This is a genomic window from Streptomyces sp. TS71-3 (genome assembly GCF_018327685.1).
Lineage (GTDB): Bacteria > Actinomycetota > Actinomycetes > Streptomycetales > Streptomycetaceae > Streptomyces.
On sequence record NZ_BNEL01000003.1, the window covers coordinates 3,213,853 to 3,233,363 of the forward strand.

A 19,511-nucleotide genomic window follows, 5' to 3' on the forward strand; every position below is an offset into this window, starting at 1 on the left:
AAGGAGACACCGTGGCCACACGCATGCCCGCACGCCTGAGCACCGGCAGAGGGCACCGCCGAGCGCGTGCCCCGCTCGGGCTCGCCCCCGCCGCACTCGCCGCCGCGGTACTGCTCGCGGCCCTGCTGCCGAGCGGCGGCCAGGCGGCATCCCTGACCGCGGGACAGACGAGCCCGGCCGCCGCCGCGCGGACCGCGGCGCCGCCCACCAGCCCCCTGGACACCCTCGGGGCGATCTACACCCCCGAGCGAACCACCTTCCGGATCTGGTCGCCGGACACCCCGGACGTCCGCGTCGACATCGGCGGCCGGAGCCACCCGCTCGGCCCGGTGAGCCTGGACGGCTACAGCGACGTCTACCAGGCCGTCGTCGAGGGAGACCTCAAGGGCCAGACGTACCAGTTCCGCGTCGCCGGCAGGGCCGTGCCCGACCCGTACGCCCAGATGGTGAAGCCCGGCACCACCCAGGGCGTCGTCCTCAACAGCGCGGCCGTGGGGCCCACCGGCGGCTGGGCGCCCACACCTGCGCTGGCCGCCCGCGAGGACGCCGTCATCTACGAGCTCGGCGTCCGGGACTTCACCATCGACCCCAGCTCCGGGGTCGACCCGGACAAGCGCGGGAAGTTCCTCGGCCTCGTGCAGGGCGGCACCACGCACGACGGCGTCAGCACGGGGCTCGACCACCTCAAGGAGCTCGGCGTCACGGACGTCGAGCTGATGCCGTCCTTCGACTTCGGCTCGACCGTGCCGAACTGGGGCTACGACCCGCTGGACTACAACGTCCCCGAGGAGCAGTACTCGCAGTTCACCGACCCGGAGGACCGGGTGCGGGAGTTCAAGGACATGGTCGACGCGTTCCACCGGAACGGCATCCGCGTGATCATGGACGTGGTCTACAACCACACCTACAGCAAGGACGTCCTCCAGGGCATCACGCCCGAGTACTACACACCGGTCGACCTCTCCGGCACGGGGAACTCCCTGGACGACGGCAACCCCATGGTCAGCCGCATGATCCGGGACTCGCTGGAGCACTGGGTGCGGGACTACAACGTGGACGGGTTCCGCTTCGACCTGATGGGCATCCACCACTACGCGAACGTGGCCGGCTGGGCGCGGTACCTGAACGCGGCCTACCCCGGCCGGACCCTCCAGTTCCACGGCGAGCCCTGGAGCGGCGGGGTCGCGGACCCGCAGGAGTCCCAGAAGGTGCGCTACGGGACGGTGCCGGCGCTCGCGGACGCGCACGTCGGCGTGTTCAACGGCGCCTACCGCGACGCGATCAGAGGCGGCACCCGGGACGCCGTCATGGCCTACATGGGCGGTTCCGGCGACGCGAACGCCGTCGCCACCGGCATGCGCGGCTCCCCGCTCGCCACCAGGAGCACGGACCCGCTGCCGAACCCGTGGGACCCGGCGTTCGCCCTCGACCCCGAGCAGACCGTCAACTACGTCTCGGTCCACGACGACCTGGGCCTCTGGGACAAGATCACATACTCGGGCGGCACCGGCGGCGCGGACGGCAGTGCCGGGCGCATCGACCGGTTCGCCGCGGGCATGGTGCTGACCTCCCAGGGCGTCCCGTTCATCAGCGAGGGGGACGAGTTCCTGCGCTCCAAGGTGGTCGGCGGCGACTACACCACCGCGATGAACTCCTACGACGCACCCGACACCGTCAACGCCCTGCACTGGGGCGACAAGACCGCGAACGCCGCCGTCCTGCGCTACTACAAGGACGCCATCGCCCTGCGCAAGGCCACCCCGGCCCTGCGCCTCACCTCCTGGGACGCCGTGCACGACCAGATGGCGACACGCACGGACGGCCAGGTCGTGGTCTCCGCCATCAGCTCCCGCCCCGGCGCACCGGACGTCCCCGACACCGTCGTGGTCGACAACCCCACCGACACCGACTACACGGTGGCACTGCCGCCGGGCACCTGGACCAAGGTCCTCGACGCCTCCGGCTCCACGCACGCCCCGGACGCCACCTGCGGGGGCCTCGCGGTGACCGTGTTCACGCGGAACTGACGGCGCGTACCGCACCCAGGCAGCCGGCCGCTCCCATGTCCAGGGGCGGCCGGCGGGCCACCGCGGGGCGAAGCCCCTGCACGGTTCCGGGGCAACCGGCACCTGCGCGGCGGCCTTCCTCTGCCCGCGCGGCAGCCTCCCGCTGCCCGCACGGCGGCCTTTCCGGCACCGCGAGCCGCCTCCCGGGCCACCCGCACCGGTCCTCCCCGCGGTGCGGCCCCGGCGCACCCCGTGCCGTGCCGCGTGCATACGATCGTCGGCATGGCGTACGCCGAGGTGACAGAGGTGACAGACCTGACCCGGGCCGATCTGCTGGTCCGCGCGCGGCGGATCCACACCATGGACGCGGGGGATCCGACCGCGGTGGCGCTGGCCGTGCGGGACGGCACGATCGCCGCGGTGGCCAGGACCGACGCCGAGGCCGACGCCCTGGAGGCGCGGTGCGGACCCGGCACGCGCCGGCTCGGCGGCCCGTCCGCCGTCGTGCTCCCCGCCTTCGTCGACACCCACAACCACCTGATGCTCGCCGCCCGCAACCGCCTCGGCGTGCCGGTGTCCGAGGCGGCGGACCTCGCAGGGTTCCTGCGGCTGGTCCACGAGCGTGCGGCACACACCCCGCCGGGGGAGTGGATCGTCACGGCCGCCGACTGGCACGAACTCCGGCTCGCAGAGCGGCGCCTGCCCACCGCGGCGGAGCTCGACACGGCCACCGCGGAGCACCCGGTGCTCGTGATGCGGGGCGGCCACAACGGCGTCCTGAACACCGAGGGCCTGCGCCGCGCGGGCATCGGGCCCGGCACCCCGGACCCGTCAGGGGGGTTCATCGCCCGGGACGCCGGGGGACGCCCGACCGGCTGGGTGCAGGACACCGCTCTGGAGCACGCCCTGCGTGCCCTGCCGCCGATCCCCGGCGATCAGCTCGCGACCGGCCTCGAAGAGGCCTCGGCGCGGTACGCCGCGCACGGCCTCGGCACCGTCAGGGACCCCGCCGTGACGCCCCGGGAGTGGGCCGCCTATCTGGAGACGGCGAAGGCGGGGCGGCTCTCCGTGCGCTCCCACGCGATGATCTTCACCACCCGCGCCGCCGTCGAGGGCGCGGGTTCTCCCGATGCCTACCTCGACCGCCTGGAGGCCCAGGACATCCGGCCCGGCGCCGGCCATGCCGGACTGCGCCTGTGGGGCCTGAAGCTGGTACTCGACGGCGGCGTCGAGGCCGCGGCGCTCCAGGAGCCCTACGCCGACCGGCCCGGCTACCACGGAGAGCTGATGTGGGACCGGGCCGCGCTCATCGACGTCCTGGCCACCGCCGCGCGCCGCGGATGGCCGGTCGGCACCCATGCGTTCGGCGACCGCGCCGTGGCCTTCCTCCTCGACGCCCTGCGGGCAGTGCGCGAGAGCCTCGGACCGCTGCCGCCGGGCGCCCTGGTGGTCGAGCACGGCGGGCTCGTCGGCGCGCGGATCGCGGACGCCGCGGACCTCGGATGCCACATCACCGTCCAGCAGCCGCTGCTGGACGGCCTGGCCGAGGCGCTCACCGCGGCGTGGGGCGCCGACCGGACCTCCGAACTGTTCCCGCTGCGCCCGCTCGTGGCGGCCGGCGTGCCGATCAGCGCCGGCACGGATCACCCCATCGGGCCCCTGGACCCGTTGCGGGGCATCCACGGCATGGTGACCCGCCGCACCCCCGCCGGTCTCCTCGGACCGGGCCACGCGATCGACCGGGACACCGCCGTCCGGCTCGCCACGACCGCTGGCGACGGGCTCCTCGGCACGGACTCCGGCGGCAGGCTCGTCCCCGGCGCCCCCGCCGACCTGGTCGGCTACCCCGAGTCCCCGCTCACCTGCGACGACGAGCGACTGCTCACGTTGCGCCCGGAGTTCACGGTGGTCGACGGCCGCGTGGTGCACGACGGGGAGTGAACGGCGCGTGCGCGGTGGGGAGCGAGCAGGGGGCGTACGGCGGGGAGCGAGCCGGGCTGCTCTCCCGAACCGGCCGTGCGGCCGAGATCACCTCGGGGACCTGACGCGTTCCTCACAACTGGCCGTCACAGTCTCGGATATGACCAGGAAGCAACACGGCACCGCCGCCCCCGCCCCCCTCGCCGACCACGCCCCGCCGACCGGCCGCGCCGCCCGTCCCCGGGTGCCCGCCGTCCCGGCCGCGGTCCTCGCGGGCGCGTTGCTGCTGTCCGGCTGCGGCGCAGTCACCTCCGACGGCAGGAGCGGCACGGCGGCCGCCGCCGAGGACCAGGCGACCCCCACCCCCGGACCCTCGCTGTCCGTGGAGGTGGCACCCCAGCAACTCCCCGGCCTCGGCCCCAAGACGTGGGCGCGGGTACCGGCGGACGCCCGCCAGGCCGTCGTGGTGACCGGCCGGAGCAGGAACTCGCCGCTGTCCACCGCCGTCCTCTACACCCGCACCGCGGCGGGTTGGGAGGCGGGGGAGAGCTGGCCCGCGCACAACGCCCTGCACGGCTGGAGCGACGACCACCATGCCGGGGACCTGCGCTCCCCGATCGGTGTCTTCACCCTCACCGACGCCGGCGGCCGCCTCGCCGACCCCGGCACCAGGCTCACGTACGACCAGTCGACGGGAGGCTTCTCCTCGACCGGCACCGGATTCGAGGGCGAGGCCCTGGAAGGCTCCTTCGACTATGTCGTCGCCATCAACTACAACCGCAAGCCGGGCACCTCCCCGCTCGACTGGACGCGCCCGCTGGGCGACGGGCGCGGCGGCGGCATCTGGTTCCACGTCGACCACGGCGGCCCCACCCACGGCTGTGTCAGCCTCAGCAAGGCGCACATGAAGGACCTGCTGCACACGCTCGACCCCGCCCGGCACCCCGTGGTGGTCATGGGCGACGCGGCGGCCCTGCTCAAGTGACCCCGGCCCGCGGGCCCCGTCCGCCGGCCCCGGTGGGCGCACGGGCTGCGGGAGCCGGGCCCGGGGCCCGGGCACACTCCGGCGCCCCCACCCTCGCACGCGGTTGTGAGGAAGCTGTCAGCGTGTGGGAAGCCCCTCACCCCCGCTCCGGGCGCCGCCGGATCGGCCTAGCATCGGCCGGGTGTGCGCATATGTGCTGGTCGCCGAGGACGACGAGATGCAGGCCGAGCTGATCCGCCGCTCCCTGCTGTTGGAGGGCCACACCGCCGGCGTGGTCCACGACGGCCGGTCCGCCCTCGACGAGGTCCGCCGCGGCAGACCGGACCTGATCGTCCTGGACCTGATGCTGCCGGTGATCGACGGGTACGGGGTGTGCCGGGCGCTGCGGCAGGACGACGACATCCCCATCCTGATGCTCACCGCACGCTCCACCGAGGACGACGTGCTGCTCGGCCTGGAGCTCGGCGCGGACGACTACATGACCAAGCCGTACAGCCCGCGGGAGCTGATGGCCCGGATCCGCACGGTGCTCCGGCGCAGCAGACGTCAGGGGACCGGACGGGCCGCCAGCCCGGTGGTGCGGGCCGCCGGGCTCGCCGTCGACCCGGAGCGCCACGAGGTGCACTGCGACGGGTCACCGGTCGAGTGCACCCCGGGCGAGTACGAGATCCTGCTGGCGATGGCGTCCGAACCGGGCCGGGTGTTCTCCCGCAGGCAGCTCCTCCAGTGCACCCGGGGCATCGACAGGGCCTCCACCGAGCGGGCCGTCGACGCCCACATCATGAACCTCCGCAGGAAGATAGAGCCCGACCCGAGGCGGCCCGTCCGCCTCCTCACCGTGTTCGGCGTGGGGTACAAGCTCAACGGCGAGCGGCTGTGAAGGGCCTGTCCCGGCTCCGGCGCCTCCTGCGGCTCAGGCGAGGCCCCGGCAGCACCGGCCGCGACCCGCGCGGGACCGGGTCCGAGCCCCGGGGGGCCGGGCGCGCCATACCCCTGCACCGGAGCCTGCTGGTCAGGCTCCTGTTCACCTCGGTGCTGATTGCCGCGTGCTCGGTGGCCGGCACCGCCTGGCTGGCCGTGCAGACCACCACCAGCGCCATCCGCGAGGAACAGGGCCAGGTGCTCTCCGAGGACACCGACATCCTGCGGCAGCTGAGCGGCTGGGCCGCCATGCACCCGAGCTGGACCGGCGTCTCGGGCGAACTGCGCACCCTCTCCCGCAAGACCGGCCGGCGCATCGCCCTGACCACCGCCGACCGCAAGCCCATCGCGGACTCCGCCGCCGGCCGGATCCCGCTGCCACCGAGGGCGGCCGCCACCGTCGACCCGCTGCACACCGACACCTACACCGAACCCGGGGCCCAGATCACCGGCATCGATCCGCGTGCGGTCGGCCCGTACCGGCTGACCGGACCGGAGCGCCGGAAGGTCCGGATGCTGGCCGAGACGCGCAGCACCTGCGCCCGGAAGGGCGGTGTCGACACGCGCGTCGTCCAGACGCCGACCGGCCGGTCCGTCCTGGTCGGCGAGGACGGCTCCACCGACGTGAGCGTCCCGCAGGAGTGTGCCGACGGCATGCTCAACACCCCGGTGCCGACGGAGGAGCAAGCCGGGAAGAAGCTCATCGACGACGCCCAGGCCTGTCTCACGAGGAACGGACAGAGCTCGGCCGCGATCAAGCCGCCCTACCTGTCGATCGACTTCGGCGCCCAGCACTTCACGTACCGCTACTCCTTCAAGGACCCTGCGGGGCACACCGCCGCGGAGAACCAGCGGGCGGAGGACTGCCTCGGCTCGGCGCGCCGCGCGCAGCTCGACCCCTATGTCGCCCCGGCCGCGGAGCTGTTCCTCGGCGGCGCCGACACCGTCCAGCCGTCGTTCGACATGTCCACGGCCAACAAGGCCAAGGTGGTGGCGGTCGCCGCGCTCGTGCTCGCACTCACCGTCGCGGTGACCGTCGTCGTCGGCCTGCGGCTGGTCCGGCCGCTGCGCGCCCTCACCCAGGCCGCCCGGCAGATGCCGGAGCGGCAGCTGCGCGTGCCGGTCGGCACCCGGGACGAGACGGGCATCCTCGCCGCCGCCTTCAACGACCTCACCGAGCGCCGCGAGCGCATCGAGGCGCAGCGCAAGGCGATGGTCAGCGACATCGCCCACGAGCTGCGCACCCCGCTCACCAACATCCGCGGCTGGCTGGAGGTCGCCCGGGACGGCATCGTCGCCCCCGACCCGGACCTGCTGGCCGCCCTCCACGACGAGGCGGTGGTGCTGCAACGCGTCATCGACGACCTCCAGGACCTCGCTGCCGCCGACGCCGGCACGCTCCGCCTGCACAAGGAGCCGGTGGGCGCCGACGAGCTCCTCGAACAGGTCGCCGCCGCCCACCGGGTCGCGGCCGGGGCCGGGGGGATCCGGCTGGCCACGACCGTGCAGGGCGACCCCTGGGTGGAGGCCGACCCGGTCCGGATGCGGCAGGCGCTCGGCAACCTCGTCTCCAACGCCGTCCGCCACACCCCCGCGGGCGGCAGCATCACGCTGAGCGCCCGGACGGACGGCGACCTGGTGCTCTTCGAGGTGGCCGACACCGGCAGCGGTATTGCTCCTCAGGACCTGCCGCACGTCTTCGACCGGTTCTGGCGGGCCGAGAAGTCCCGCAGCAGGCGCACCGGCGGCAGCGGGCTCGGCCTCGCGATCGTCCGCCAGCTCGCCGGCGCGCACGGCGGCACCGTGACCGCCGAGAGCGAGCCGGGCGCCGGCTCCGTCTTCCGCCTCGGCCTGCCGTCCCGTCCGGAGCCGCCCCCGGTGTCCGGGAGCGGTGCCGGCTGAGCCGGACGCCGGGCCCGCTGCCGGGTCCGGACGGCCTAGGCGGTGCGAGCGCGCCGTCCTCAGCCGGACGGGTCCGGGGCCAGCAGGGCGATGGCGGCCTGCTCGCCCAGCCAGCGCTCCGCCTCGTCCCAGGACCAGCCCAGCTCGGCCACGTACAGGTGCCAGGCCTGGTGCCCCAGGAGGAACCAGAGGATGTCGGTGGCCTTGCCGAGGGCCAGTCCCGGGCGGAGCGCCCCGCGGCCGTCGAGTCCGGCCGCGACGTCGGCGAGCGCCGCGCGGTAGTCGGCGTCGGCCGCGGCCAGCGTCTCGGCGGCGCTCTCGTCCGTCGCCGCGGCCGTCACCATGACCCGGACGACGTCGTGGTAGCGCTCGTTGTCCGTCCGCACGCCGTGTGCCGTGCGGCGCACGGCCTCCCGGGCGTCCGCGGCGGCCCGCACCTCCGCGAGGGTGTGCTCGACGATCGGGTCGCGGACCGCGGCGTCGATGATCGTGGCCAGGACGGCCGCCTTGCCCCCGGTGCTCGCGTAGACGGTGGGCACCGCGGTCCCGGCCGCCCGCGCTATGTCCCCGACGGTGACCGGCGCGTAGCCGTGCTCCAGGAACAGCCGCCGCGCCGCGTCCAGGATCCTGGCATGGGTCTCCTCGGCGGCCTGGGCACGGCGCGGGGACCGGTACGCCCGACCGGTCCTGCCCGGGGATTCAGCGGCCATCCTCTTCTCACCTTCCATCGGGACCCGGCATTGGATATAGGGTGCCCATAACGAATTATGCTCGGTGTCACGGGGCGATCCGTCAGGGCCGCGGCCACGGTCGACCCCGCCCCCCGAAGCGCCCCCGCCGACCAGCCCCCATGTCTCGTCTCCGAGATCCGAAAGACAGGTTCCACCATGAGTCACTTCTTCACGACGCCGGGCGCGGAAGACCGCGAGTTCGTGCTGGGCCAGGAGCTGCGCGTCAAGATCCTGACCACCGGCGCCGAGACGGAGGGGCGGCACGACCTGGTCGACGCCTCCCAGCCGGCAGGGTCGATGACTCCGCTGCACCTGCACACCCGGTACGAGGAGCGGTTGTGGGTGCTCTCGGGTTCGGTCACGGTCTGGGCCGGCTCCGAGGAGGCAAGCCTGAAGTCGGGTGACTTCGCCACCGTGCCGCTGCACGTGCCGCATGCCATCAAGGCTGGCGCCGACGGCGCCCGCCTTCTCAACATCACCTCGCCCGCCGGCTTCGCCGAGCTCATCGCCCGTGCCGCCACCCCGGCCCGGCTGGCCGACGCCAGTACCGAGCTCGACTTCGAGCGGTTCCTGGCCGTCTGCACCGAGCTGGGCGACGTCGTGCTCGGCCCGCCCGGCAGCACCCCGGCCGACCTGGACGAGAACGGTCAGCTGCGTACTCCGCCGGCACCGCCCGCCGGCTGACGCGCGGGCCGGCGCTCCGGCCGTGGTCGCGGGCGTCCTCGGGCGGGACGCCCGAAACCACGGCAACTGAACGGGCGGCGGCCCACGGTGAACACGCCGCAAGCGCCCGGCCAACAACCGCCCGGGCCCTCTTCCGCCCCGCGCCCGCGCGTGCTGAAGTCTCGGCTGAACGCAGTGATGTGACGACGCCGAGACGTCAGGGGTGGGGCTGTGGCACGGAGAGCTGTCCGGGAATCCAGATGGGTGCGGTCCACCGCGGTCGCCCTTGCCGCGTGCGGTGTGCTCGTGGCGGGCGGGATCGCGGGCACCGGGCCGGCGGTGGCCGCCTCGCAGGGGGCGAGCGCCACGCAGCCGGTGGCCGTCGCCACAGCCGAGGCGACCCCGGTCGCACCCGGTGTGACCTACCAGAACGTCGACTTCACCGCGTCCCACGGCCGGATCGACGGCCACCTGGTCACCGTGGACCTGCGCAACCCGCATGTCTCCGTCGACCTGCTGCACGGCACCTCGGTCACCGACCGCGAGCCCGTGTCCGCGCTCGCCGACGCGCAGCACGCGGTGGCCGGCGTGAACGGCGACTTCTTCAACATCTCCGAGACCCACCCCGGCATCACGCCCACCGGCTCCTCCGACGGTCCCGCCATCGCCGGCGGACACCAGGTCAAGGCCGCCGTGCCGAACGGGCAGCGGTTCGGCCCCGGGCTGCCGCCCGGCACCTCCACCCGGGACGTCATCGGGGTCGGCTACGACCGCAAGGGACGCCTCGACACCCTCTCGCTCAAGGGAACGGTGCGCACCGGCTCCGCCACCCTGCCGCTGGGCGGCTTCAACCAGTACGCGCTGCCGGAGAACGGCGTCGGCGCCTACACCTCCGACTGGGGCAGCGTCTCCCGCGCCCGCTCCACCTGCGGCACGGACACCGTGCGCGAGGCGCCGTGCAGCACCGACACCTACGAGGTGACCGTGCGCGCCGGCCGCGTCGTGTCCGTCGCCGACACCCCCGGCTCCGGTCCCATCGCACCGGGGAGCACGGTCCTCGTCGGCCGCGAGAAGGGCGCCGACGAGCTGCGCGCCCTGACGCCGGGCGCGCGCGTACGGGTCTCCCACCACCTCGCCGGCGAGGGCCGCGTCCCGCTGCGGTTCGCGGTCGGCGGCTTCCCCGTGCTGCGGGACGGGAGCCCGCTGGCCGGGCTGAACACCGTCACCGCCGCGACCCGCACGGCGGCCGGCGTCGGCTCGCACGGCCGGATGCTCTACCTGCTCGCCCTGGACGGCGACGCCGAGACCAGCGCGGGCCTCACGATCGGCGAACTGGCCACGGCGATGAGGGGCTTCGGCGCCGACGACGCCGTCAACCTCGACGGGGGAGGCTCCACCACCCTCGTCACCCGCGACCCCGGAGCCGCCCAGGTGACGGTCCGCAACCACCCCGGCGGCGGGGCGGAGCGCCCCGTGCCCAACGGGATCGGCGTCTTCTCGCGGCGCTGACGCGGCAGAGATGAGGGGCGGGCCGCGGATGCGGCCCGCCCCCCGAGCCGGTCGCCCGGGCCCCTCGGTTCGGGGACCCGGGCCGCGGGACGGCGGATCAGCGGAGCGAGAAGGCCGCCGACAGCTCCCGCCACTCGTCCAGGGGCAGGACCCCCTCGGGCGACCGCTCCGTGAGGACCTGGAGGGCGACGTGGTCGGCGCCCGCGGCGTGGAACTCCTCCACACGGGCCTGGATCTCCTCGATGCCGCCCAGGGCGAAGAGCGCGTCCAGCAGGCGGTTGCTGCCGCCGTTCTCGAAGTCGCCCTCCTCGAAGCCCAGCCGGAGCAGGTTGCTCGTGTAGTTGGGCAGCTGGAGGTACATCGCGAGGACGCCGCGGGCGATGGTGCGGGCCTTCTCCAGGTCGGGCTCCGGGACCACCTTGAGCTCGGGCGCCAGCAGCGGCTCGGGACCGAGCAGCTCCCGCGCCTGGCGCACGTGCTGGACGGTGATGAGGTACGGGTGGGCACCGCCGGCCCGCTCGGCGGAGAGCCTCAGCATCTTCGGCCCGAGCGCGGCGAGCACCCGGCGCTCCGCGGGCACGGGGCGTGCCGCCGCGTCCAGGGCGTCGAGGTACTCCACCATGCGCGAGTACGGCTTCGCGTAGTCGGGCGTCAGGGCGTCGTGGCTGACGCCGATGCCGAGGACGAAGCGGCCCGGTGCGCGCTCCTCGATCTGGGCCGTCTGCGCCGCGACGTCCTCGGCGGTGTGCGACCAGATGCTGAGGATGCCAGTGGCGACGGTGATGCGGGGGGTGGCCTGCACGAGGTTCGCGGCGTCGGCCACCGAGGGACTCGCCCCGATCCACACGGTGCCGTACCCCAACTCGTCGAGGGCGGCCACCGCCTCGGTGACCTCGCCGCGGCGTGCCGGGTCGGCGTCCGCCGTGCGCAGCGCGGGGCTCCAGATGCCGATGCGGCCGAACAACTCAAGCTTGTCGGAACTCATGCCACCACCAGCGAACCCACCCGTCACGATTATTCCTCCTCGGCGGTCCGCCGCCGGCAGGCGCCCGCGACGGCCGCCCCTCACCCTCGCGGATCCCTCGGCTCCGCCGAATCCGCACATGCCGGCGGGCCGGCCCGCGCCACCCGTTCGGCGGGCAGCGCGACCGTTCGGCAGGCCAACGGCGCCGATCCACTACTGCGCCGTCGCCGCTGCCGCCTGCACCGCGGCGGACAGGTTCTCGATGTCGTACGAGCCGTGGTGCCTGCGCCCGTTGACGAAGAACGACGGCGTCCCCGACACCCCGCTCAGGTCGGCGGACTCCATGTCCTGCGCGATGCGCACCGCCCCGGACTTGCCGCGCAGGTCGCGGCGGAACCTCTCCGGGTCGAGCCCGATCTCCTCGGCGTAGCGCAGCAGATCCCGGCGGTCCAGCTCCCCCTGATGTTCGAGCAGCAGGGCGTGCATCTCCCAGAACGCGCCCTGCTCGGCGGCCGCCTCCGTGGCCTCCGCGGCCAGCCACGCGTGCGGGTGGACATCGCTCAGCGGCAGGTGCCGCCACACGTAGCGCACCTCGTCCCCGAACTCCCGCAGCAGATCCCGGACGATCTGCTCGGCCTGCCCGCAGTACGGGCACTCGAAGTCGCCGTACTCGACGAGCGTGACCGGCGCGTCCTGCGGGCCGCGCACATGGTCGCGCTCCGGGTCGACCGGTTCCGCGAGGTCGACCAGGCCCTGGGCCGTGCCGTACAGCGCCCGGGTCCGCCAGCGCGGCGTAAGGAGGGAGACGACCAGCGACACCGCCCAGGTGGTCGGCAGGGCGCAGATGACCGCCCCGAGCACTCCGAGCTTGGCCTCCGCCAGATGCTCGCCGTGGAACGCCAGGCTCGCGATCAGCAGGGACACCGTGAAGCCGATGCCCGCGATGGTCCCGCCCGCCGCGACCCCCGCCCAGCCGGTGCCCGGGCGGAGCCGGCCCTTGCTGAACCGGAATGCCAGCCAGGTCGAGCCGACGATCCCGCACGGCTTGCCGATCGTGTAGCCGAGCAGGATGCCCCAGGTGACGGGGGAGTGCACGGCATCGGAGAGCAGGTCGGTGCTGAGCGTCACGCCGGCGTTGGCGAGCGCGAAGAGCGGCACGAACACATAGCTGGTCCAGGGGTGGAAGAGCCGCTGCAACCGCTCGTTCGGCGACAGCGCCTCGGCCAGACCCCTGCGGGCCGAGCGCTCCAGATCCGGCGTCGGCTGCTCGCGGAACTCCCGGAAGAGGTCGCTGGCCCGTTCCAGGTCGCTGCGGGACGCCGGGCGCGCGTAGGTGAGCAGCCCCATGACCAGCCCGACGACGACGGCCTCGACGCCCGACGCGAAGAACGCGACCCAGGCCGCCACCCCCAGCACGGCGTCCACCGGTCCGCGCCGCACGCCGGCGGTGTGCAGCACCAGGACCAGCGCGAGCATGCCCACCCCGACCAGCAGGGCCGTCCGCGACACCGAGCCGCTGTACACGATCGTGATCACGGCCAGCGCCACCAGGTCGTCGACGACCGTCACGGTCAGGATGAACGTGCGCAGCACATGCGGGAAGCGGGAGCCGAACAGCGCCAGGAGCCCCAGCGAGAACGCCGTGTCCGTGGACATCGCGGCGCCCCAGCCGTGCGCGGTGGAGCCGCCGGCGTTGAAGGCGAGGTAGATCCCGACCGGCACCAGCATGCCGCTGAGCCCGGCCAGCAGCGGCACCACCACCTGCCGGCGCTCGCGCAGCTCGCCCATGTCGAGTTCACGGCGCGCCTCCAGGCCGACGACGAAGAAGAAGAACGCCATCAGGCCGCCGTTGATCCAGTGCCGCAGGTCCTGGGCGAGGCCGTGGCCGCCCACCCGTACCACCAGGTCGGTGCGCCAGAACGAGTCGTACCCGGCGGGAGCCGCGTTGGCCCAGGCCACGGCGGACACGGTGGCCAGCAGGAGCACCACGGCGCTGCCCACCTCGGTGCGCAGGAACTCCCGCAGCGGCGTGGTCAGGTTCCTGGTCCACGCGCTGTACGCGGAGTAGCCGGCGTCTGCGTCCTGCGGGCGGCTCATCGCTGTCCCCCTCTTTCCGGCCTTCCCGGCGTCGATGCCTCTCCCTCCGGCGTGGATGCCTCGGCCGACCGCTCGGCAGGAAGTACCGTCGCCTGAGCCGTAACCGTAATCGATCAATGTTTCGCTCGGCGAGGAGCAACATGGCCGCCGGGACCACGGCCGCGACCGGAGGACTCCGTGAAACTCCTGGAGGCGCTGCGCAGGCGTGATCCCGACCTGGCCGCGCTGCGCAGGTCGTGCCGTGCCGGAATCGTGGCGCCCGGGACCTTCGCCCTCGCCGACCGCGTCATCGGCAACCCCACCATGGGGCTCTTCGCGTCCTTCTGCTCGATCTCCGGGCTGCTCTTCGTGGACTTCTCGGGTCGCGTCCGGCAGCGGGTGGCCCAGCAGGCCGCGCTGGTGCTCTGCGGGGCGGTGCTGGTCTGCCTGGGCACCCTCGCCTCGACCCGGGTGTGGCTGGCGGCGCTGGTCACCCTCGCGGTCGGGTTCGCGGTGCTCTTCGCGGGTGTGGTCAGTTCGGCGCTCGCCGCCGCCTCCACGGCGCTGCTGGCCGGTCTCATCCTCTCGGTGTCCCTGCCCGCCTCCGTGGACGCGATCCCCGAACGGCTCGAGGGCTGGCTGCTGGCCGGCGCCGCCTCGGTGGCCGCCGTCGGCCTGCTGTGGCCCGCGCCCGAGCGCGAACCGATGCGCCTCGCCACCGTGCGCGCCTGCGACCTGCTGGCGCGCAGGCTGCGCGCGGAGGCCGGGCCGGACGCCGGCGCGGGGGAGCGCGGCGGTGACGGCACCGGCCCGACCGGCGGCGCCGAAAACCGCCGTGCCGCACCCGGCGGGCTGGCCCGCGAGGCCGCCGATGCGGTGCGTGCGCTGCGGCACGCGTACTTCCGCGCGCCCTACCGCCCCACCGGCCTGAGCATGGAGGCGCGGATGCTGGTGCGGCTGATCGACCAGGTGGTGTGGCTCGCGGACATCCTGGACCGGACCCCGGCCGGCCACGGTCCCATGCCGGCCGATCCCGCCGTGCACGAGGTCAGGCGAGCCGCTGCCGACCTGCTGGAGGAAGGCGCCCGTGAGCTGAGGACGGCCGCCGGCGACCCGCCGGGCCTGCGGGAGGCCGCCCGCCGCCTGGCCGCCGCACGCGCCGACATGGCGCACACCGTGGTCTCCGCGCTGCCGCTGCGCTCGTCCGCCGCCCTGGCCGGTGAGGACCAGCGTGCCGCGGTGGCCGGTTTCGTCAACTCGCTCGAACCGGACTTCCGCGCCCACGAGATGAGCACAGCCGTCTCCGCCATGGCCGAGACCATCGCACTCACCGTCGCCGCGTACCGCAGGTCCTGGTGGCAGCGGCTGCTGGGCCGCAGGCCGCCGGGGGTGCCGTCCGCGCTGGAGTCGGCCGGGGAGCGGGCCGGCGCCCATGTCGAGCCGCACTCGGTGTGGCTGCACAACAGCATCCGGGGCGCGGTGGCGCTCGCCCTGGCGGTCACGGTGGCCCAGCTCCTCGGTGTCCAGCACGCCTTCTGGGCGGTGTTCGGCGCCTTGGCGGTGCTCCGGTCCAACGCGGTGCTCACCGGGGAGAACGCCGTGCGCGGGCTGGCCGGCACCGTGGCGGGCATCATCGTGGGAGGCGCGCTGATCGTCGCGCTCGGCCCCTATCCCACCGGGAGCTGGCTGCTCTTTCCCCTGGCCGTGCTGTTCACCGGGCTCGCGCCCGCCACCATCTCGTTCGCCGCGGGCCAGGCGGGTTTCACCGTCACCCTGCTGATCCTCTTCGACATCATCGCGCCGATGGGCTGGCACACCGGCCTGATCCGCATCGAGGACGTCGCCATCGGGTGCGGGGTGAGCCTGCTGGCCGGAGCGCTGTTCTGGCCGCGTGGCGCGGTCACGGAGCTGGGCCGGGTGCTGGCCGAGGCCTTCGCCGCCAGCGCCCGCTACCTGCGCAGCACCGTCGACTACGCGGTGGCCCGGTACGACGCGCACGAGATCGGAGCACGCGCCGCGCGGGACGAGCAGCGCCGGGCCGCCGCGGCCGCACGGCGGCTGGACGACGCATGGCGGGGCTTCCTCGTGGAGCGCGGCACCAAGCATCTGCCGCTCGCCGACGTGACGGCCCTGATCACCGCCGTCGCCGTGCTCCGGCTGACCGCCGACGCCATCCTCGGGCTCTGGTCCCACGAACCGGCGCATACCGCGGGTGCGGGCGCCGCACGCGGCGAGATGCTGCGCGCCGGTGCCCTGCTCGCCGACTGGTACCAGCGGACGGCCCACGCACTGGCCGGATACGGGAGAGTGCCCGGCCGGCTGTCCTCCCTCGCGGCTCTGGACAGCGAGATGGCCGAGGCGGTCCGGAGCGACCTGGCCCGCACGGGCCGCGCAACGCCAGTGCCCACCGACGAGGCGTCCCGGACCGCCGTCAAGGTCGTCTGGACGGCGGACCACCTCGACGTGGCGCGCCGGATCCAGGTCTCGATGGCCGAGCCGGCCCGGATCGTGGCGGAGTACCAGCGGGACGTGGCCACCGGCTCACGCCGCCCGACGCTCCGCCGCCAGCCACCGCGTTCGAAGCGGGCCTGAGGCCGGGGCCCGCAGGGGGTGGGGCCGGGGCCCATACGGGGGTGGGTGTGGCCGGTAGGGCGATGGGGCGCGACCGGTCACTTGATGAGCGCGTTGCCGACCACGATCAGCAACCCGAGCAGCATGTCCGCGAGGCCCGCCCGGCACGCCGCGAACCAGCCGCGCCCGGCCAGCCTGGCCGACCACAGGCCGCAGCCGAACAGGGCCGCCGTGTTGATGCCGAGCGAGGCCGCGACGCCCGCGTCCTCGCTCCACCACCCGGCGTAGGCGCCCGCCAGCGCGGCGACGGTCGGCAGCGCCACCGCGACCAGCGGCCACTCCTCCAGGACCGAGTGCAGGGTGCCCACCGGGGCGGTCCTGCCCTGTGAGGTGCGCTGCGCGATGGTGTGCGCGAAGCCGTGCGCGCCCGCCGCGGCGAGGACGGTGAACAGCACCCACAGCGCGTCGTAGCCCGGATCGGGCGGAGAGCTGTCATTGCCCAGCGCGGACGCCATCGCACTGGTCAGGACCGTGCCGTACACCCCGGCGAAGAGCCGCCGCTGCACCGGATCCGTGCGGAGGCCCTCGGACGCGGGCTCGGATGTCGTGTCCGCCACGGCGCAACCTCCCGGGCATCGGCCCCGCTCCGAGGTGTAGCAGCGCCGCGCGCACCCCGCGCAGAGGCGCGCCGTCCTCACCCGCCCGGCGCCGCCGTCACCCGTCGGCTGCGGCCCTCACCCTCTCCGGCGTGAACGGCAGCGTCCGCAAGGGCTCGCCCGGCGGCGGCGTACGGGGCGTTGCCGATGGCACCGCCCATGACGCCATCGGGGGCTCTCCGGCGCCGAGCGGGGGCTGGTCGGGGTGGTCGACGAGGATGGTCTCGATCTCCGGTACCTCCGGGAGCTCCGGTACCTCCGGGACCTCGTCGAACCGGATGACCTCGTACCGCCTGCCCGGGTGGAAGCCCGGCCCGGGGTCCGGATCGGCGCGCACCTCCGCCACGCCCGTGGCAGCGCCCATCCCGCCGTGTGCGTGCGGGGGCGCGGCTCGCCGGCCGGCCGTTCAGCCGTCCGGGTCGCACGGACTGCCGACCGGTCACGACGGGGATTGACTGGATTCCACGGCGCCTGACCGGAGTGCGCCGAGGAGGCCGGGGCGGCATGGATCCTGACTACGGTGCGGCGCTGCTGAAGATGCTCTTCACGCAGTCCCCCGTCGGGCTGCACGTCATGGACCGCGACCTGCTCGTGGTGCGGAGCAACACGGCCTCCTGCGGAGTGGAGGGGATCGACCCCGCCAACGTGGTCGGCAGGACGCTGAGGGAGTCGGGGCTCGCCACCGAGGAGGTCGAGGAGAGGCTGCGGCGGGTACTGGAGACGGGCGAGCCGCTGGTCGAGCACACCTACCTGATGCGCATGGCGGTGCCCTACCCGCAGGATCGGATGCTGTCCATGTCGGCGTTCCGGCTGGAGGAGGACGGTACGCGGCCGGTGGGGGTGGCCGTCACCACCATCGACATCACGGAGCGGTGGCGGGCCCAGCGCCGCCTGGAACTGCTGCACCGCGCGAGCGAGGACATCGGCACCACCCTGGACATCTTCCGCACCGCCCAGGAACTCGCCGACGTCGTGGTGACGGGCCTCGCGGACATGGTGTCCGTGGAGGTCCTCGACTCCGTACTGCGCGGCGACGCCCCCGCGCCCGGCCCGCTGTACGACCGGCTGACCGTACGCAGGGCCGGCCACCGCGCCGCGGCCGGCGTGCGGGCCCGCAACGTCTACGGTCTCGGCGCGGTGCGCATGCTGCACTACGGCACGCCGTACTCGCAGGCGCTCTCCGACCTCCGGCCCCGCCTGGTGCGCAGGCTCACCCCCGACGACGCCTGGCTGACCAGGAACGAGGTGCTGGCGAAACTGATCAGGGAAGCGGGCCTGCACTCCCTGATCGCGGTGCCGCTGACGGCCCGCGGGGTGGTGCTCGGCATCGCCTCCTTCTACCGGGCCGGGGACTCGCCCGCCTTCGACGAGCCCGACCTCGGGCTCGCAGCCGATGTGGCCAGCCGGGCGGCGACCTGCATCGACAACGCCCGCCACTACACGCGCGAGCACACCCGGGCCCGCCTCGTGCAGCGCAACCTGCTGCCCGTCAGCCTGCCGGAGCACGCGGCGGTCGAGACCGCGTACACGTACCTGCCGTTCGCCTCCGGCGGAGCGTGGTACGACGTCATCTCCCTGTCCGGCTCCCGGGTGGCCCTCGTCGCCGGCGACGTCTCCGGCCGCGGGATGCCCGCCGTGGTCACCATGGGCAGGCTGCGCACGGTCGTCGGCGCCCTGGCCGTGATGGACCTGTCCACCGAAGAACTCCTCGAACGGCTGCACGACATGACCGCGCAGCTCGCCCGGGAGTACCCGTCGCGCATCGACTCCCCGGTGCACCTCACGGCGACCTGCCTCTACGCGATCTACGACCCCGTGATGCGCGCCTGCGACCTGGCCAGTGCGGGCCACCCCCCGCCGGTGCTCGTGTGGCCCGACGGCCGCGCCGAGATCCCCGAGGTGCCGCAGGGACCGGTGCTGGGGCGAGGGGTGGCCGACTACACGACCACCCGGTTCGAGCTGCCACCGGGCACCGTGCTCTGCCTGCGCAACGCCGGCCTGGCCATGACCGACACGCGGGAGGAACTGCACATCTACGAGCAGGCTTTGAGCCGGCCGGGTTCGAGGCTCTGGGACATCTGCGACGACCTCGCGGCCTGGCTGCTGCCCGAGGACCCGGTCGACGACGCCATGCTGCTGCTGGCCAGGACCCGGGCCCTCGCCCCCCACCAGGTGGCGTCCTGGACGCTGCCGAGCAGGCCGGAGAGCGTCGCCGAGGCCCGCCGCCTGGTGCAGCAGCGGCTCGCCGAATGGGGCCTGGCCGACCTTGGCTTCACCACCGAGCTGATCGCCAGCGAGCTGGTGACCAACGCGCTCCGCTACTCCAGCGGCCCGGTCGACCTGCGGCTGATCCGGGACGGCTCGCTGATCTGCGAGGTCACCGACAGGAGCGGCGCGGCGCCGCACCTGCGCCATGCGGAGGACGACGACGAGGGCGGGCGCGGGCTCTACCTGGTCGCGCAGACGACCACGCGCTGGGGCATGCGCCGCACCGACGGCGGCAAGACCATCTGGACGGAGCAGCCGCTGCCCTGACCGGGCGGAGGCCGCCCGGCTCTCCCGGTCCCGGCAGGGCGGACCTCACTCCCCGCCCGGCGCTCCCCGGCC

At 74.2% G+C, this 19,511-nt stretch carries 14 protein-coding genes; 9 read left to right on the forward strand and 5 right to left on the reverse strand.

Features of this window, described 5'->3' with window-relative positions:
- The first annotated feature begins 11 nt into the window (after positions 1-11).
- The 5 genes from Sm713_RS37530 to Sm713_RS37550 all read left to right on the forward strand — a co-directional run bounded on the left by Sm713_RS37530 (position 12) and on the right by Sm713_RS37550 (position 7,734).
- A complete protein-coding gene (locus tag Sm713_RS37530) occupies positions 12-2,027 on the forward strand; it encodes an alpha-amylase family glycosyl hydrolase (protein WP_212914398.1) in 2,016 nt (671 codons plus the stop codon).
- A gap of 261 nt (positions 2,028-2,288) precedes the next feature.
- Complete coding sequence (locus Sm713_RS37535) at positions 2,289-3,947, forward strand: amidohydrolase (RefSeq protein ID WP_212914399.1); 1,659 nt, start codon at positions 2,289-2,291, stop codon at positions 3,945-3,947.
- Positions 3,948-4,086: 139 nt separating this feature from the next.
- Positions 4,087-4,911, forward strand: a complete 825-nt coding sequence (locus Sm713_RS37540) for a L,D-transpeptidase family protein (RefSeq protein WP_212914400.1) — start codon at positions 4,087-4,089, stop codon at positions 4,909-4,911.
- A 181-nt stretch (positions 4,912-5,092) separates the two neighbouring features.
- The gene (locus Sm713_RS37545) at positions 5,093-5,791 is read left to right on the forward strand and encodes a response regulator transcription factor (RefSeq protein WP_212914401.1); all 699 of its coding nucleotides are present in this window, start codon (positions 5,093-5,095) and stop codon (positions 5,789-5,791) included.
- A 152-nt stretch (positions 5,792-5,943) separates the two neighbouring features.
- Positions 5,944-7,734, forward strand: a complete 1,791-nt coding sequence (locus Sm713_RS37550) for a cell wall metabolism sensor histidine kinase WalK (RefSeq protein ID WP_249416935.1) — start codon at positions 5,944-5,946, stop codon at positions 7,732-7,734.
- Between the two features lie 59 nt (positions 7,735-7,793).
- Here the strand turns inward: Sm713_RS37550 and Sm713_RS37555 are convergent, their stop codons facing one another.
- On the reverse strand, positions 7,794-8,444 hold the full coding sequence (locus Sm713_RS37555) for a TetR/AcrR family transcriptional regulator (protein ID WP_212914402.1): 651 nt from the start codon (positions 8,442-8,444) through the stop codon (positions 7,794-7,796).
- Positions 8,445-8,621: 177 nt separating this feature from the next.
- On the opposite strand from Sm713_RS37555, the gene Sm713_RS37560 reads away from it, so the two are divergent.
- On the forward strand, positions 8,622-9,149 hold the full coding sequence (locus Sm713_RS37560) for a cupin domain-containing protein (protein ID WP_212914403.1): 528 nt from the start codon (positions 8,622-8,624) through the stop codon (positions 9,147-9,149).
- Positions 9,150-9,392: 243 nt separating this feature from the next.
- Positions 9,393-10,637, forward strand: coding sequence for a phosphodiester glycosidase family protein (locus tag Sm713_RS37565; protein WP_374196116.1), 1,245 nt, complete (start codon positions 9,393-9,395; stop codon positions 10,635-10,637).
- Positions 10,638-10,734: 97 nt separating this feature from the next.
- Here the strand turns inward: Sm713_RS37565 and Sm713_RS37570 are convergent, their stop codons facing one another.
- Both Sm713_RS37570 and nhaA read right to left on the reverse strand, forming a co-directional pair.
- A complete protein-coding gene (locus Sm713_RS37570; RefSeq protein WP_212914404.1) occupies positions 10,735-11,622 on the reverse strand; it encodes an LLM class F420-dependent oxidoreductase in 888 nt (295 codons plus the stop codon).
- Positions 11,623-11,814: 192 nt separating this feature from the next.
- On the reverse strand, positions 11,815-13,698 hold the full coding sequence (gene nhaA / locus Sm713_RS37575) for a Na+/H+ antiporter NhaA (protein ID WP_212914405.1): 1,884 nt from the start codon (positions 13,696-13,698) through the stop codon (positions 11,815-11,817).
- Between the two features lie 177 nt (positions 13,699-13,875).
- On the opposite strand from nhaA, the gene Sm713_RS37580 reads away from it, so the two are divergent.
- Positions 13,876-16,269, forward strand: a complete 2,394-nt coding sequence (locus Sm713_RS37580; protein ID WP_212914406.1) for an FUSC family protein — start codon at positions 13,876-13,878, stop codon at positions 16,267-16,269.
- Positions 16,270-16,346: 77 nt separating this feature from the next.
- Here Sm713_RS37580 and Sm713_RS37585 read toward each other — a convergent pair whose 3' ends face one another.
- Positions 16,347-16,865: a hypothetical protein gene (locus Sm713_RS37585; RefSeq protein ID WP_249416936.1), complete on the reverse strand. Its 519-nt coding sequence runs from the start codon at positions 16,863-16,865 to the stop codon at positions 16,347-16,349.
- Positions 16,866-16,962: 97 nt separating this feature from the next.
- Positions 16,963-17,268 carry a hypothetical protein gene (locus Sm713_RS37590; RefSeq protein WP_212914407.1) on the reverse strand — a complete coding sequence of 102 codons (306 nt, stop codon included), beginning with the start codon at positions 17,266-17,268 and terminating at the stop codon, positions 16,963-16,965.
- Between the two features lie 140 nt (positions 17,269-17,408).
- On the opposite strand from Sm713_RS37590, the gene Sm713_RS37595 reads away from it, so the two are divergent.
- On the forward strand, positions 17,409-19,439 hold the full coding sequence (locus tag Sm713_RS37595; RefSeq protein ID WP_212914408.1) for a SpoIIE family protein phosphatase: 2,031 nt from the start codon (positions 17,409-17,411) through the stop codon (positions 19,437-19,439).
- The last annotated feature ends 72 nt before the right edge of the window (positions 19,440-19,511 follow it).

Coding starts and splice junctions, on each gene's coding strand:
- Sm713_RS37595 (WP_212914408.1), top strand. CDS start 17,409: ATGGATCCTGACTACGGTGCGGCGCTGCTGAAGATGCTCTTCACGCAG.
- Sm713_RS37590 (WP_212914407.1), bottom strand. CDS start 17,268: ATGGGCGCTGCCACGGGCGTGGCGGAGGTGCGCGCCGATCCGGACCCC.
- Sm713_RS37555 (WP_212914402.1), bottom strand. CDS start 8,444: ATGGCCGCTGAATCCCCGGGCAGGACCGGTCGGGCGTACCGGTCCCCG.
- Sm713_RS37560 (WP_212914403.1), top strand. CDS start 8,622: ATGAGTCACTTCTTCACGACGCCGGGCGCGGAAGACCGCGAGTTCGTG.
- Sm713_RS37540 (WP_212914400.1), top strand. CDS start 4,087: ATGACCAGGAAGCAACACGGCACCGCCGCCCCCGCCCCCCTCGCCGAC.
- Sm713_RS37535 (WP_212914399.1), top strand. CDS start 2,289: ATGGCGTACGCCGAGGTGACAGAGGTGACAGACCTGACCCGGGCCGAT.
- Sm713_RS37570 (WP_212914404.1), bottom strand. CDS start 11,622: ATGAGTTCCGACAAGCTTGAGTTGTTCGGCCGCATCGGCATCTGGAGC.
- nhaA (WP_212914405.1), bottom strand. CDS start 13,698: ATGAGCCGCCCGCAGGACGCAGACGCCGGCTACTCCGCGTACAGCGCG.